Origin of the sequence: uncultured Roseobacter sp. (genome assembly GCF_947491795.1) — a bacterium.
GTDB lineage: Bacteria > Pseudomonadota > Alphaproteobacteria > Rhodobacterales > Rhodobacteraceae > Roseobacter.
The window spans coordinates 366,050-381,414 of record NZ_CANLKW010000002.1; the positions used below are offsets into that span (position 1 = coordinate 366,050).

The 15,365-nt window shown below is 61.6% G+C and carries 13 protein-coding genes; 3 read left to right on the plus strand and 10 right to left on the minus strand.

Annotated features, from left to right (window positions below; all coding sequences use genetic code 11):
* Nucleotides 1-2: 2 nt before the first annotated feature.
* Both Q1A34_RS08580 and Q1A34_RS08585 read left to right on the plus strand, forming a co-directional pair.
* Nucleotides 3-995 (plus strand): MltA domain-containing protein, encoded by a 993-nt coding sequence (locus Q1A34_RS08580; RefSeq protein WP_300034093.1) that lies wholly within the window; start codon nucleotides 3-5, stop codon nucleotides 993-995.
* Nucleotides 992-1,588, plus strand: a complete 597-nt coding sequence (locus tag Q1A34_RS08585) for a Smr/MutS family protein (protein ID WP_300033054.1) — start codon at nucleotides 992-994, stop codon at nucleotides 1,586-1,588. The genes Q1A34_RS08580 and Q1A34_RS08585 overlap by 4 nt, the downstream gene beginning before the upstream one ends.
* Here the strand turns inward: Q1A34_RS08585 and Q1A34_RS08590 are convergent.
* Entirely contained in the window at nucleotides 1,572-2,801 is a 1,230-nt protein-coding gene (locus Q1A34_RS08590) for an MFS transporter (protein WP_300033055.1), read from the minus strand. The two genes, Q1A34_RS08585 and Q1A34_RS08590, sit on opposite strands and share 17 nt — an antisense overlap.
* Nucleotides 2,802-2,840: 39 nt before the next feature.
* A complete protein-coding gene (hslU, locus tag Q1A34_RS08595; protein ID WP_300033057.1) occupies nucleotides 2,841-4,151 on the minus strand; it encodes an ATP-dependent protease ATPase subunit HslU in 1,311 nt (436 codons plus the stop codon).
* Between the two features lie 167 nt (nucleotides 4,152-4,318).
* Here hslU and Q1A34_RS08600 point away from each other — a divergent pair, with 167 nt between their 5' ends.
* Nucleotides 4,319-4,702 carry a DM13 domain-containing protein gene (locus tag Q1A34_RS08600; protein ID WP_300033059.1) on the plus strand — a complete coding sequence of 128 codons (384 nt, stop codon included), beginning with the start codon at nucleotides 4,319-4,321 and terminating at the stop codon, nucleotides 4,700-4,702.
* A 27-nt stretch (nucleotides 4,703-4,729) separates the two neighbouring features.
* Here the strand turns inward: Q1A34_RS08600 and Q1A34_RS08605 are convergent, their stop codons facing one another.
* From Q1A34_RS08605 to tsaE, 8 genes are all read right to left on the minus strand, one after another.
* On the minus strand, nucleotides 4,730-5,791 hold the full coding sequence (locus Q1A34_RS08605) for a hypothetical protein (protein WP_300033060.1): 1,062 nt from the start codon (nucleotides 5,789-5,791) through the stop codon (nucleotides 4,730-4,732).
* Entirely contained in the window at nucleotides 5,788-6,345 is a 558-nt protein-coding gene (hslV, locus tag Q1A34_RS08610) for an ATP-dependent protease subunit HslV (protein WP_300033061.1), read from the minus strand. The genes Q1A34_RS08605 and hslV overlap by 4 nt, the downstream gene beginning before the upstream one ends.
* A 136-nt stretch (nucleotides 6,346-6,481) precedes the next feature.
* Nucleotides 6,482-6,802 carry a thioredoxin gene (gene trxA, locus Q1A34_RS08615; protein ID WP_300033063.1) on the minus strand — a complete coding sequence of 107 codons (321 nt, stop codon included), beginning with the start codon at nucleotides 6,800-6,802 and terminating at the stop codon, nucleotides 6,482-6,484.
* A gap of 37 nt (nucleotides 6,803-6,839) precedes the next feature.
* Nucleotides 6,840-10,235 carry a double-strand break repair helicase AddA gene (gene addA / locus Q1A34_RS08620; protein WP_300033064.1) on the minus strand — a complete coding sequence of 1,132 codons (3,396 nt, stop codon included), beginning with the start codon at nucleotides 10,233-10,235 and terminating at the stop codon, nucleotides 6,840-6,842.
* Entirely contained in the window at nucleotides 10,232-13,192 is a 2,961-nt protein-coding gene (gene addB / locus Q1A34_RS08625) for a double-strand break repair protein AddB (RefSeq protein ID WP_300033066.1), read from the minus strand. Before addB ends, addA begins: the two co-directional genes overlap by 4 nt.
* Nucleotides 13,185-13,853 (minus strand): nucleotidyltransferase family protein, encoded by a 669-nt coding sequence (locus Q1A34_RS08630; protein WP_300034095.1) that lies wholly within the window; start codon nucleotides 13,851-13,853, stop codon nucleotides 13,185-13,187. Before Q1A34_RS08630 ends, addB begins: the two co-directional genes overlap by 8 nt.
* An 11-nt stretch (nucleotides 13,854-13,864) precedes the next feature.
* Nucleotides 13,865-14,887 (minus strand): phosphotransferase, encoded by a 1,023-nt coding sequence (locus tag Q1A34_RS08635; protein WP_300033067.1) that lies wholly within the window; start codon nucleotides 14,885-14,887, stop codon nucleotides 13,865-13,867.
* Entirely contained in the window at nucleotides 14,875-15,348 is a 474-nt protein-coding gene (gene tsaE, locus Q1A34_RS08640) for a tRNA (adenosine(37)-N6)-threonylcarbamoyltransferase complex ATPase subunit type 1 TsaE (protein ID WP_300033069.1), read from the minus strand. The genes Q1A34_RS08635 and tsaE overlap by 13 nt, the downstream gene beginning before the upstream one ends.
* Nucleotides 15,349-15,365: the final 17 nt, after the last annotated feature.

Below are 15,365 nucleotides of genomic sequence, written 5' to 3' on the forward strand. Positions count from 1 at the left end.
CGCTGGCCGTGCCTGTGGCTGCTGAGGTGCAGACAGAAGTCCTGACTTTTGCAGAACTCGATGGCTGGGCGGATGACGATCACGCGGCGGCCTTTGATGTCTTCCGTTCGACCTGCGCTGACATGAAAGACCCCGACTGGCAGGCCGTTTGCGCATTTGCCACCAGTGAGCCAGACCCCAGGCAGTTTTTCGAGTTACTGTTCCGCCCGGTGCTGATCACAGATGGTGCTGACCCGTTGTTTACCGGCTATTTTGAACCGGAACTGCGTGGTGCCCGGCAACAGTCTGGCGCTTACCGCTATCCGGTCTATGCCATGCCGCCTGAAGCGCGTGCCGTAGATCAGTGGTATTCCCGCCGCGAACTCCTGGAGACAGGCAAGTTGGCGGGGCGCGGCCTTGAAATTGCCTGGGTCGACGACCCGGTCGAGCTGTTTTTTCTGCAAATCCAGGGCTCTGGGCGGATCAGTCTGCCCGATGGTGGTAAACTTCGGGTTGGATATGGCGGCGCAAACGGACATCCCTACCGGTCCATCGGTGCAGAGCTTGTGCGGCGCGGTACCTTTCAGCCGCATCAGGTCAGCGCGACGGTGATCCGGAACTGGGTGCGGGACAACCCGGTTGCGGGCAAAGAGCTGCTGTTTCACAACCCGTCCTATGTGTTTTTCCGCGAAGTCAGCAAAGTCCCGGCGCACAAAGGCCCGCTTGGGGCGATGAACCGCTCTGTAACCCCGATGCGCTCCATTGCGGTGGACCCTGCTTTTGTCCCGCTCGGCGCCCCGGTCTGGGTCGAGAAAGACGGCGCTGATCCGCTGCGGCGTCTGATGATCGCGCAGGATACCGGATCGGCTATCAAAGGTGCGCAGCGTGCCGATGTCTTCTTTGGCACCGGGGATGCGGCGGGTCGTGCGGCGGGCCAGTTGAAAGACCCGGGTCGCATGGTTGTCCTGTTGCCGACCCAGCGTGCCTGGGCCATGGCGCCGGAGAACGGGTTGTGAGCCGTCGCAGGAAACTGGCCCCTGACGAGGTTGCACTCTGGCAGAAGGTGGCGGACAGAACCGAGCGTTTGCATACCCGGGAAACTTTTGACCCCGATGCCCTTGCGCCCGCACCGCACCCGGATCCAAAGCCCGTGCTGACCTCTCTGCCGCAGGGCCGTCCGGGACATCCCCCCAAACCGTCCGCGCGCCGGGTCAGCTATGATCTGGTGCCATCCATGCCCGAGCGTATCCGCAAAACGCCGGTTCAGATGGATCAGAAGACTTTTGCGCGCATGGCCCGCGGCAAGCTGAAGCCCGAAGGGCGGATTGACCTGCACGGCATGACGCTGGACCGGGCCCATTCAGCCCTGAGCCGGTTTATCATGTCGTCCCACGGGTCCGGCAAAAGGCTGGTGCTCGTCATAACGGGCAAGGGTAAAAACCGCGATGACGGCGGCCCCATCCCCGTGCGTTTCGGTGTGCTGCGGCATCAGGTGCCGCAATGGCTGTCGTCGGCGCCGCTGGCATCAATGGTGCTTCAGGTCAGCGAGGCGCATATCAGCCATGGCGGTGGCGGCGCCTACTATGTCTATCTCAGGCGGATGCGCTGAGCGGCAGATCGCGCTGATACCGCAGAATCCCCAGCCCGGCGAGCACAGCCCCGCCAAAATAGAAAAACGCAATCGGCACCATCTGCCCGGGGAAATCCACGCCCCAGTCAATCAGCAGACCGGTTATCCCCGGACCGATGGCAGAACCGAAAACCATCAGTGCTGCTGCCGCCGCCTTGATCGCGCCGAGATGACGTGTGCCATAAAACACAGCCCAGAAGGCGGTGGTCGCCGTGCCCTGCATCCCCTGCCCGATCCCAAAAATCACCAGCCCCACGCCAGCCATGAAAATCGTGTCCGCAGCGGCAAGGATCAGGAACGACAAACCAAAAGGCACCATCTGAAACGGCATAATCCATTTCACACCAAACCGGTCCACTGCCCAGCCCGTGATAAAGGTGAAGGCAATTGATGACAGCGTATAAAAAGGCATCAGTGCAACATAGGACCCAAGGCTCCAGCCTTTGACCTCTGTCAGGTGCACCTGCTGGAAAAACAGCGCCGTGCCCCAGGCGGATGGCCCGAGGATCAGCGGGAAAAGAATGTAAAAGAGCGGATGGCGCAGCAGTTCGGCGCGTGTCCAGTGCCGGCCCCCCATGCCGAGGCTTTGCGTGTCTTCGGCCATGGACTGCGGCGTACGTTCCTGGCGCAAAAGGTATTGCATCACCGGGATGGTTGCGACAACGCACAGAGCGGCAATGATCCACAGATGACGCCAGTCGATGCTGATCATCAGCCCGACAAAAAGGATCGGCAACAGGGCCTGGCCCGCCGCAAACCCCATCGACGCCAGTGATATGGCACGGCCCCTGGCGGCAACAAACCACCGCGACATGGCAACAGCACCCAGTTGCGACATCATCCCCTGGCCCATCAGGCGCAGGGCAAAGATAACAAAAATCAGGACAACTGCCGTCTGCACCATCGCCAGTGCCACGCAGGCCAGCGCCAGCAGGATCATCACGCCCAGCGACAACTGCCGCACGCGAAACCGGTCGGTCAGCGCGCCTGCCCAGATCATGGTAAAGGCAGAAAGCGTTGTGCCAATGGTGTAGATGCCGCCCCATTGCCCGTCTGTCAGGTCAAAGGCGGTTTTGATCTCTCCGGCAAAGAGCGAAATGAAATATGTCTGGCCGAACGACGAGGTAAAACAGAGCAGGAAGCCCGCCAGCAGAAACAGCCGGTTGTCGATCAGAAAGCGCAGGTATCCCATGCGCTCCGGTTTTGCAGGCATCCGCGCCGATGAAAAGCCTTAAAGCACGTAGCGGCTGATATCCGTGGATTTCGTAAGCTCGCCCAGGTTTTTGTCGACAAAGGCGGCGTTGACGACAATGTCCTCGCCACCACGGTCCGGCGCGGTAAAGGACAGCTCTTCGAACACCCGCTCCATCACCGTATAAAGGCGCCGCGCGCCGATATTCTCGACCGACTGGTTCACATCTGCCGCGATTTTCGCAAGGGCGGCGATCCCGTCCGGCTCAAAGCTGACGTTGACCTGCTCCGTGCCCATCAACGCGGTGTATTGCAGGGTCAGCGCATTGTCGGTTTCGGTCAGGATGCGCACAAAATCCTCTTCGGTCAGGGCGCGCAGCTCGACCCGGATGGGCAGACGGCCCTGCAGTTCCGGCAGCAGATCAGAGGGTTTGGCGATGTGGAAAGCGCCTGACGCAATGAAAAGCACGTGGTCTGTTTTCACCGGCCCGTGTTTGGTGCTGACGGTCGTGCCTTCGATCAGGGGCAGCAGATCACGCTGCACGCCTTCGCGGCTGACATCGCCACCGCGCGCGTCAGACCGTGCACAGACCTTGTCGATTTCATCAAGGAAAACGATACCGTTCTGCTCCACCGCTTCGATGGCGGCACGGGTGACGGTTTCGTCGTCCAGCAGCTTGTCCGCTTCTTCGCCGATCAGAATCTCATAGCTCTGCGCGACGGTCATTTTCTTGCGCGTCGTGCGTCCGCCCATGGCTTTGCCAAAGATATCGCCCAGGTTCATCATCCCGCCGCCCATCGCAGGCTGGCCCGGAATATCCATCATTCCACCAAAAGGGTTTGAGGTGTCGGCAAGGTCCAGTTCGATCTCTGTGTCATCAAGCTCGCCGTTTTTGAGCTTTTTGCGAAACATCTCGCGCGTGCTTTCGCGCGCATCGGTGCCTGCAATGGCCTCGATCACGCGCTCCTCTGCCGCCTTATGTGCGTTCGCTTTGACGTCATCGCGCATGTGGTCGCGCACCATGCTGATGGCACTGTCGACCAGGTCGCGGATGATCTGTTCCACATCACGGCCGACATAACCGACTTCGGTGAATTTGGTGGCCTCGACCTTGAGAAAGGGAGCCCGGGCCAGTTTTGCCAGACGGCGGCTGATCTCTGTTTTGCCGACACCGGTGGGGCCGATCATCAGAATGTTTTTCGGGTACACCTCGTCCCGCAGGTCATCGCTCAGCTGTTTGCGACGCCAGCGATTCCGCAGAGCAACGGCCACTGCACGTTTGGCATCCTTCTGACCAATGATGAATCGGTCGAGTTCTGAAACAATTTCGCGGGGGGTAAGATCGGTCAAAGGCCTGTCCTGAAGTCTGTTTGTTACAACGGATGTAAGGATCAGGGCCGGAAACGCAACCTGATACACGAAATGATCCCGGCCTGTCACGTCGCGGTGAGGTTACTGTTGTTATTTTTCCGCGCACGTATGTTGGGGCCATCACACACACCCGAAAGGAACACCCCATGGACCGCCGTCATTTTCTGAACCTGTCAATTGCTGCTGCGGCCGCGACGCTCGCGCAACCTGTTCTGGCCGGTGGCCATGGTCGCGTTGCCGCGTTCAAAAAGAAAAACAGCTATGCCGTTGGTGGCCGCGCCGAGATCGCAAAGAAGGGTGACGGCTATGTCATCAATCTGCTCGACGACTTTACCTTTGCCGGCGCGCCCGACCCCAAAATCGCGCTGGGCAAGAACGGCTATGACAAATCCACACTGATGGGTCTGCTGAAATCCAACAAAGGCGCGTCTTCCTACGAGGTGCCTGCCGGGATCAATCCGGACGATTACAACGAAGTCTGGATCTGGTGCGAACAGTACAACGTGCCCCTCGCGGTTGCGCAGTTCTGATCGGATTCCGGGGAGCCGGTTGTCGCCCTAAACAGAGGGCGGCAACCGGTGTTTTGGAATAAAGCCGGGCAGCATCTGCAAAAGCCCTGCGCGGATGCGTTCCCAGCGGGCGCCCAGAAACACCAGAAAGGCGCCAAGCAGAAGTACGGTGAACACCGCACCCTCACCGTCAAAAACAGTAGCTGACAACACAACGATGTAACTGATCGCGGCGATCAGAAAGGACCGCCGGTCAATCACAATGGCGATGACCGCAAAGAGTACCATGACCGCGATGAGCATCGAGTTGGACCAGGCGCTTTCAGAATCGAGCAGTGTCAGCGCCAGGGTATTCACCAGCGCCGGTGCTGCGACCACATGCAGCCAGAAGCCGTTGGCCGCGCGCCGCGTCACCCTGTGGGGGTCCGACATGTCGAACATCATCGCAATCGCAAAGACAACGCAGCCAATGCCCAGGGTAATCAGGGCAAAGGGCCCGTCTGCAGACAGCAAAAACAGATCACGCGTGTCTTCCGGTGCGCCGTTGCGGGTGCCCGCAATCAGGATCGACACCGCAAACGCCATCACGGCGATGATCGCCAGCGCGAAGGGCACGCGAAAGCGAAACCAGTAGATCAGCATCGCGCCTGTCGCCAGGACGAAAGGCACCACCAGGCTGCTGTTGTCGCCCTGGGCGACCATGAATACTTCGGCCAGACCCCCGGCAAACCCATAGCCTGCATTGGCTGCAAACATCAGTGACAGGGCAATGGCGGGTGCAACCATGCGGCGGCGGCGGATAAAATACTCTGACAGCAGCCAGATGATTGCGCCACCCACCAGGCCGGACAGTATCAGCGCGTTACGGATATCGCCGCTGTCGATTGTGTAAAAGGTCACAACCCCGATCCAGCCACTGGTCAGAATGGCCAGGCCCAGCACGATAAAGATCTCGTTGAACCCGCGAAAAAGCTCAAAGGGTTCGTCGCCCGGCTCCAGGTTTTCGCGGGCTCCGCGTCTGCTGTCTGCCAGCGCCTTGAGCGATGCCGCCTGGGCTTCGGTCAGAATACCGGCCCCGACAGAGGCGCGCAGATCATCCTTGTCGATCATTTGGTGATCTTTTCGACCGTCAGATTGCCGTTCGTGTAGACGCAGATGTCTGCAGCGATGGCCATGGCGTCGCGCGCCACCGCCTCGGCATCCCGGTCGCTGTCCATCATACCGCGCGCCGCCGCGAGCGCATAATTGCCGCCCGACCCGATGGCGGTGACGTCATGTTCCGGCTCCAGCACATCACCAGCGCCGGTAATGACAAAAATATCCGACCCGTCGGACACAATGAGCATTGCTTCGAGCTTTTGCAGGTATTTATCGGTGCGCCAGTCCTTGGCCAGCTCGACACTGGCGCGTGCCAGCTGCCCCGGCGTGGCTTCCAGCTTGGTTTCTAACCGTTCCAGAAGCGTAAAGGCATCCGCCGTTGATCCGGCAAAGCCGCAGACCACGTCGTATCCGCCCGGGCTGAGACGACGCACCTTGCGCGCGGAACCTTTGATCACCGTCTGACCAAGAGAGACCTGACCATCACCTGCGATCACGACCTCACCGTCCTTTTTGACACCAATGATCGTCGTGCCGTGCCAGCCGGGGAATTCTTCGCGCGCCATGATGGTCTCCTCTCGTCACCTGCCCGACTATATGGCGTGGGTGCAGGACAGGTACAAGGCTCTGATCGGGAGGCCGCCGCCCAACAAAAAAGGGCGCTCCAACCGGAACGCCCTGAATTCTGGGTGTCTGAAAGGATCAGATCGCGTCTTCGATCCAGCTTTGCAGCGCGGCTTTGGGTTTTGCGCCCGCCATGTTGGACACGACCTGACCGTCCTTGAAAATGAACAGCGCCGGGATACCGCGCACACCCATCTGGGCCGGGGCATTCGGGTTCTCGTCAACGTTCACTTTGACGATTTTGATCTTGCCGTCCATTTCGGCAGACAGCTCCTCCAGCGAGGGGCCGATCTGTTTACAGGGGCCGCACCAGGGCGCCCAGAAATCCACCACAACGGGGATTTCGGAATTTTTCACTTCGGCGTCGAATGTGTCGTCTGTTACTGCGACCGTGGCCATGATGCTCTCCTGACAGGCAAGTGCTTGGAGCGTGAACCTAGGTACGCTGCCCGCTCTCGTCAAGATATTGCGCGCTTTGTAACGACTGCGTCACGATTTCGTGCGGCAGATGCATGAGCGTCGCCCGGTTTGTCCACAAAACCGCCGTCTGGATATCCCTGTGCGGGTACACAGAGGCCAGCGCGCGGGCATAGGCACCCATCTGACGCAAAATCCCCTCCGGACAGGCCTCTGGCCGGTCGGGCACGGCGCGGTTGGTTTTGAAATCAACGGCCAGAACGGCACTGTCCGAGACAATCAACCGGTCAATGACGCCAAACACCCTGTCCTCTCCCCATGGCGCGGACACCGAAACCTCTGCCAGGGTATCGGGCGCAAAAAGATGCTGCAGCGCCGGGTTTGTGAGAACCTGTCTTGCCTCACTTTCAGCTTCCGCCAGATCACCGGTTGGTGTGTCCGGCCCGCCCAGTCCGGCGCAGATCGCAGACCAGTCAGATTGCGGGGCTGCGGACATATGCTCCAGCATGACATGCACGAGCGAGCCGTATGCTTTGGCTTCGTCCTCATCACGCCCTTCGGTCCCGGGCAGCGCCTTGGCCCCGCCCAGCTCAGAGGGCGTGATCACCTTTTGTGCTGCAGCGGGCGGCGGTGCCGGACTGTCGTAGAACGCGGGTACGGCCACCTCCCCGGGCACTGACCGCTCTGGCCGGATCACCGGCAAAGCTTCCCAGTCCCCATGCGCCAGCCGCCGGACGGTCCGGCCCAGAAAATCCGCGTCCCCGGCACCGGCATCGTCCATTGCCGCACTGACCAGCTGATACCAGCTGTCGTTGTTTTTCGACAACTCGCCTGCAGCCGCCACGATCAGCCACTTTTCCGCCCGTGTCAGAGCCACATACAGCAGACGCAGGCGCTCTTCGCGCTGCGCCTCCTTCATCTCCTGAACACGGTCAGCCATGGCTGCCGGCATATCCGCGCTGGCCGATTTCCAGACCGGCGTGCCATCGATGTTCAGGATGTCATCGCGGATGGTAATGTCGCGCTTTGCGGTGTCGGGCAGGATGACAATCGGTGCTTCCAGCCCTTTGGAGCCATGCACTGTCATCACGCGGATCTGGTCAGAGGCATTGTCCGTCTGGCGTTTGATCTCCAGGTCGTCCGTCTGCATCCACACCAGAAAACCTGTCAGACCGGGGATGCTGGTGCGTTCATAGGCCAGCGCCTGGGACAGCAGCGCATTGATCCCGTCCTCTGCCTCAGAGCCCAGCCGTGCGAGCAGTTTGCGGCGGCCACCATGCCGCGTCAGAATCCGCTCGATCAGATCATAGGGCCGCAGGAAATCCGTCTGCGCCCGCAGGTCGTGCAATATGGCGAGCGTTTCGGGATAGAGGTCTTCCTTGTCGCGCAGCGCCTGCCACAGATGCTTTTCCGTACGCCGGTGGGCCAGCGTGAAAAGGTCCTGCTCCGTCCAGCCAAAGAGCGGCGATTTCAGGGCTGCCGCCAGCGACAGACTGTCCTCGGCAACAGCCAGAAAAGACAACAGTGCCGCCAGATCCCGCACGGCCAGTTCCGCCCCGACCTTGAGGCGGTCCGCCCCGGCAATCGGCAGACCCGCCTTTTTGCACGCCCGGATAATTTCGGAAAAGAGATCAGACCGCCGCTGGACGAGGATCAGAAAGTCGCCGGGTGTCACGGGGCGGCGCGCGGCCTGCCCGCCTGTTGATTCATCCGCCGGGATGGTCTGGCCGGTCGCGATCATGTCTCGGATATTGCCCGCGATCTGTTCGGCCAGCAGCACCGAATGGTGCGTCGTGCTGCGCCGGTCGAGCGGGTCGAACCATGCGCGGTCGTCCTCGTCCTTTTGTGTTTCCGTCAGTGGCCACAGATCCACGCGCCCGGGCAACTCTCTCCTGAACGCCAGATGCCGGCCATCTGTGCCAAAGCCTGCGGCCGCCTCATCCGCAAAGGTTCCGTCGACGAGCCGCAGGATCGCATCTGAGGAGCGGAACGAATATTCCAGTGTCAGGCTCTGAAAGTCATGGTCGGCGGCCTCCAGCTTGTCCCGGAATTCGCGCTCCATCCGGTCAAATTCACGCGGGTCCGCCCCCTGAAAGGAATAGATCGACTGTTTTTTGTCTCCCACCACAAACAGGGTGCGCGCTGTGTCCGCGCGCGCGCCCTCCCCGCTGGAAAACTCCGCTGCCAGTTTGCGGATCACATCCCATTGCGCCGGGCTGGTGTCCTGCGCCTCGTCCACGAGGATGTGATCGATGCCGCCGTCAATCCTGTAAAGCACCCAGGCCGCCACCGCGGGATCGGTGAGCAACTGCCGTGCCTTGAGGATCAGATCATCAAAGTCCAGCCAGCCGCGCAGCATCTTCTGCTCTTCGTAGAGGGCAAGAAACCGCGCGGCAAAGCGGTGCAGGGCCAGCGTCTTTTCCGCAGCTATCAGCACCAGCCGTGCCTGCCGTGCGTCGGCGACGCGCTCCATAAAGGCGTCGATATCTGCCTCAACAGCGCTGAGTTTTTCACGGGCCCCTTTGGTCAGCGCCGGGCGCGATGTGCCTGCAACTTTGGCCGCAAACGCAGATGCACCGGATGCATAAAGAAAGACCTGTTCCAGCTGCGGCAGCGCGGTGAAGTCCAGTGGGTGGATCGCTGCCAGCCGGTCCGCCAGTTTCTGATCGGTTGATCCCGATGCGCGCGCCACGGGCAGAACAGCATCAATCAGGTCCTGCTCATCGCCGGTAAAGACGGCATCCTCAATCGCTTGCTGCGACAGCCCCGGCTCTGCCCCGAAAAGCGTCAGGGCCTCTGCCGGTGTGCAGGGCTGGCGGAGCCGGTCGCGGAACCGCACCATTGCGCCGGTCAGCCCGGCGAAATCCTCGCCCGTATAGTGCCGCGCCAGGCCAGCCACCAGAGGCGCATCGGGGCCGTCGGCCATTTCATCCACAATCTCTGTGCGCAGCAGTTCGGCGGCCCTGTCCTCGATCTCGGTAAACTGCGGGCTGACCTGTGCTTCGAGCGGAAAGCGCCGCAACAGAGACGCACAAAAGGAGTGGATGGTCTGGATTTTCAACCCGCCCGGGGTTTCAATCGCGCGGGCAAAAAGTGTCCGGGCGTCGCGCAGACGATCTGCATCCACCACCCCTTTCGCTCCCAGGTCAGTGAGCGAGGCCCGCAGCGCGTCGTCCTCCAGCATGGCCCATTCACCCAGACGCCGGAAAAGTCTGTTCTGCATCTCTGACGCGGCGGCTTTGGTATAGGTCAGACACAGAATGTGTTGCGGCTGAACCCCTTCGAGCAACAGCCGCGCCACTCTGTCTGTGAGCACACGTGTCTTGCCCGAACCGGCATTTGCGGCCAGCCAGGTCGATGCATCGGGTCGCGCGGCGCGGACCTGAGCTTCTGTCGCATCATCCCTCGCGATCATGTCAGATCCTCCGGCGCGACTTCGTCCGTGGCATCCCATTCGCCGAACCGCGCCAGCAGGTCATAGTCACCGGCAAACGTCTCTGTCAGCATCATACGACGGGAAGAGAACCCCTGGCCGGGATCCAGGTAGGCTTCGATCAGCCGGCGCAGGTTTTGCAGAACCTCGGCGGGCGGTTCTTTGTCCAGGGGCGCTTCTTCTTCCTTGAGATCAGAGCCTAACCCAAGGAAAACCGCCCGTCTGACAGGGCGCGGCCCCAAGGCTTCAAACGCACCCTGCTCGATCATCGCGGCTTCGATCAGCAGTTGCTTGTCAAAGGTGGCCTGCTGTTTTGTGGTCGGTGGCGTGCCGGTTTTGTAGTCATAGAGCAGCACGTCGCCCGCGTCGGTTTCATCGATCCTGTCCGCGCGGGCAGAAAGCTCAAACCCGATATCAGGCCATTTCAGTATGGCACGCGCCTGACGTTCCATCGCGACGGGCGAGGCGATTTTCCGACGCGCTTTCTCGGCTGTGACAAACCGGTCGGCGATCCGTTCGATACGCGCCTGCCAGAGACTGCGTGCGGCGGGCCAGGGGACGTTTGGTTCCAGAATACCGGCGGCTGTGCGCGTCAGATGCCCGGCTGATATCAGGTCAGGATTATCAAGACTGTCGCGCACAAAGCGTTCCAGAATGTCGTGCAGAACGATCCCGCGCAAAAGTGCATCGGGCGTCTGGACCAGCGGCCCCAGAGGCCGCAGGCGCAACACGTGCCGCGCATAAACGGCATATGGATCGCGGATCAGGCGCTTGATCTCTGTCACCGACAGATGGCCGGGCCGCGCGGCGGCAGGCGGGCGCGGCGACGGGCGCGGCGCAGGGGGTACGGATGTGACCGCTTCGGACTTCTGTGCCAGCCGCAGCCATTCATCCCCGCGATCTGTCATCGCCCGCAGGGCCTCGGGGCCGCCATTGGTGCGCAAACCCTCCAGCAGATTGCCCAGGCGGTTCAGCCAGCGGGATGCCACGGTTTCAGCATCATCCGACCGAACAGAGCGCGTCAGCCAGACTTCGGGCGCGCCGATTGCCTGCTGATAGTCGTGCGCGGACAGACCGATGCGCCTCTCGGGCAGCAGCAGCCCGGCGTCATGGCGCAGGCGGCGGTTCAGCCAGGGGTCGGGTTTCGGGGCCTCGGGCCATGTACCATCATTAAGCCCGGCCAGAATGACCAGATCAGCACCGTGGACCCGTGCCTCGAGCGTGCCCCAGATCATGATCCCGGGATGCGGCGCGTCGCGGTCCCGCACTTCGCCCTCGGCCAGCAGCGCGCCGACCAGATCGGCGTAATCTGCGGCATTCAGAGACCCGCCAAAGCCCGCGTTCTGGCGCAGTTTCTGCATGACGTCACGCGCCTGTTGCCCCGCTTTTTTGAGCCAGAGCTCACCCGGGTCCGCGCCCTCTGGCCCCCTGGAAATCGTCTCTGACAAGGCAATATGTGTCTCTGTACGCTCGGAAAGGCTCAGGGTTTTATGTCCCTCGCTGTGTCCCGTCAGGGTGTCCCCGACCCAACGCACCCAGGTGTCGAGGGCGTCCTGTTGTGCACGGTCTTCAAAGCTGTTCTGCATCAGTATGAGCAACGCGTCTGTGTCCGGCCAGGCCAGGCCGCGCTCGCGGATCCGCAGCTCCAGACGCTGCGTGTTCAGGATGTGCCGGTTCCGCCCGGCGGCGGAATGCGTCAGCGGATGCCGCAACAGGGTGATCAGAGTTTCGGTGTCCGGACGCCTGTGAAAAAGCCGGGCGGTGTGCCGCAGAAACCGCCCTGGTGGAGACAGATGCAAGGGCGCGCCTGCGGAATCGTCAGGCAGAATATCCCAGCGGTCGAGGGCTGCCGTAACCTGGCGGGTCAGCATCCTGTCGGGCGTGATCAGGGCAGCCGTCTGCCCCTCCTCTGCTGCTTTGCGCAGCCGCATCGCAATGGTCAGCGCCTCGAGCCGTGGCGTGGGCGCGCGCACCAGGGTGATGTCGCGTGTGGCATCGGCAATATGTTCCAGCGCCGGGCCCTCGCTCAGCCAGGCGTCCGTCACCGGGGCGGGCCGTAACGACAAAGACACCAGCGCATTGCGCGCGGCCGACGGTGGCAGCGCATCCGTCCAGGGGGCGATACCCTCCCGGTTCAGGCCAAGGTCTTTCATCAGGCGGTAGAAACGATACTGCGGATGATCCTCGGACAGCATCGCATCTTCCAGCTGCGCCCATACCCGGGAAGACATGCCAAAATCAAACCCGGGCAGGATCAGCGCGCCCTGCGGCAGGCGCGCCACTGCATGCATCAGCAGTGCGGTTGTACCACGCGATCCGGTCGACCCCGCGACGATGACCGGGCCCTGTGGCGGGGTCTCTGACCACCTTTCCGCAATCCCGCTGATCAGCGCGCGCTGGCGGCCTTCCTTGTCGGCGGCGGTTCCGATCGTTTCCAGATAGGTCTGCGCGATGCCGATAAACTGCTGTGCCCGCTGCCAGTGCCCTGACTGGTCCGTCACATCCAGTTCGGCCAGTTTTTCGGGCAGCACCCCTTCGCCCTGCATTTCGTCCATCAGCGCCGCGAGACTGTCCGTCAGCGCATAAAGCGAGCCGCGCGGCGCAAGTTCCGGCTGGCGGTCCAGCAGCCGGGACACCAGTGAACTCAGCTCAAGCCGGCGGCGCAGTGCAGGGACAGCCGGTGGCACACAAAGCCCCGGCTGCAGCAGATCGAGATCAGACAAAAGCAGGATTTTTGGCAGTAACAGAGCCTGTTTTCTGTGAAAGAGCTCCCGGATGCGCCGTTGCATCCGCGCGGTGTTCACGATCAGCGTGACGCGGGCCATGGCGTCAGGCGGCTGGTCGTTCAGACGGGTGCATATCCCGTCCACGAGCGCGCGCGGGAAATCAATCCCGGGGGCCACACCAAAGACCCGCGGCTGATCAGAGGCGCTAAACATTCGCGCGGCTCAGCATGGTTTCTGCAAGGCCAATACCTTCGGGGTGGCCCACGTCACACCATTGACCGGTGTGGTGAATACCAAAAAGGCGGCCGTGCGTCAGCATCATGTCCCACACGCGGTTCAGCGAAAAGACACTGTCCGTAATTTCATGAAGCAGTTCTGTTTTGATGATCTGGGCGCCGCCGTAGATGTCGCCGGGCCCCCTGCTCAGCCGCCCCGCATTGTCCGGGACAAAATCGCCAGCGCCGAGGCGACCGACTGCCCGGGCGGGCGGCACGCACATCAGCAGGCCGTCCATCTGATGCGGGTCCCAGGCGCGCAACAGGGCCGACAGCGGATTGGGGCCGGTCCAGACCGCATCGGTGTTCAGTGTCATGACCGGACCGGAGCCAAGCAGCGGCAGCGCGTTCCGTAATCCGCCACCAGTGTCCAGAATGTCGGGTTTTTCGACAATCGTCTGCACGCCGCGTGGGGTCAGATGAGCGGCCAGCTGCCGGGGCATATAGTGCAGGTTTGCCACGATATTTTCCGGCGATACCCCGGTCGCGATGTCGATTGCATAGTCAATCAGACATCTGCCGGACACCGGTATCATGGGTTTAGGCATGTAATCGGTCAGCGGCCGCATGCGCGTGCCAAAACCGGCAGCAAAAAGCATGACAGACGGGGTCACGCGGCAACCTTTGATCTGAGCGTTCCAAGGGCCCTGGCGTCGGGCTCGGGCAGAGCGTTGTTCAGTATTCTGCCGGTCGCCTGCAGATCGGGGTGCTTGAGACAGGTCTGTATGTGCCCCCAGACCCGCGGCATGAGACCGACATAATGCGCCTTGCCGTTGCGCATGCACAGCCGCGCAAAGACGCCGAGTATCCGCAGGTTTCGCTGCAACCCGAAAACAGCATATGCGCGCTCAAATGTGTCTCTGTTCATGGGGTTATCGGCCAGAAAACGCTCTTTCATCTCTGCCTCAATCGCGCGCGGTACGTCCCTGCGCGCGTCCTGAAGCACTGAGACCAGATCATAGACCGGATGACCTCTCATTGCGGTCTGAAAATCCAGTAACCCGACCCGTCTGACACCGGTCCGGTCCGGCAGCCAGAGCAGGTTTTCCGCGTGATAATCGCGCTGTATCAGCACGGTCAGATCGTCGTCAAAGGACCGCAGAAGGGGGTCAAAGGTTGCTGTGAATGCTTCACGCTGGCTCTCGTCTGAGGACCCTGTGATACCGGTCTGGTACCAGTCAAACGCCAGTGCCGCGAGGGGCAGCGTGGTATCAGCATCATAGGGTGCCAGGTCCGGCGGCGGGTCCTGACGGTGCAGATGGGTCAAAACGTCAGTTGCGGCGCCGTACAGCCGCCCGGACAATTCAGGATCACGCGACAGGCAGCGGGCAAAGAGATCGTCGCCCAGATCCTCGAGCAGCAGAAAGCCATGGTCCGCGTCTGTGGCCAGGATTTCCGGCGCGCTCAGACCCGCCCCTGTGAGCCACTCTGCGATGGCCACAAAGGTGCGCACGTCTTCTCCCTTGTCGGGTGGTGCATCCATCAATACCGCCGGGTGCCCGCTCGCATCCGTCAGGCGGTCATAGGTCCGGTTGGACGCATCGCCTGCGAGCGGGCGGATGGTTGCGTCCCTCCAGCCGCAGCTCTCCAGAAAGGTCAGTTTGGCCGCGTCGCGCGGGTTCAGCTCAGCCATGGTGTTACCCTGTCAGTCCAGCGCGGATCGGTCCAGGTGACCGTCAGTTTTCTGTGTTCCTCTGCGGCACCAGGCTTGAGGTTCAGCTCAAGCGCGTTGCCGGGCCGGAGATCGCCCAGCCGGTCGGGCCATTCGACCAGACAAATGGCGGTGTCAAAAGCCCCGGTAAGCCCCAGCTCCTCGATTTCCGTGACCGAGGACAGGCGATAAAGATCACTGTGCCACAGCGCGCCGCGCGTGGTTTCATATTCCTGAACCAGGGTAAACGTGGGCGAGGGCACGTCTTCGGGATGTGTCAGGATCGCCTGGATCAGGTGACGGGCGAAATGCGTTTTGCCGGCACCGACGTCACCATCCAGCAGCAGCACATCGCCTGGCACAAGCGAAACGGCCAGCTTTGCGGCCAGCGCGCCGGTGGCTTCGGGCGTGGGGAGTTCAGCTGACAGTGACCGTGGATTCATGCGCTTATGGTGGCGTT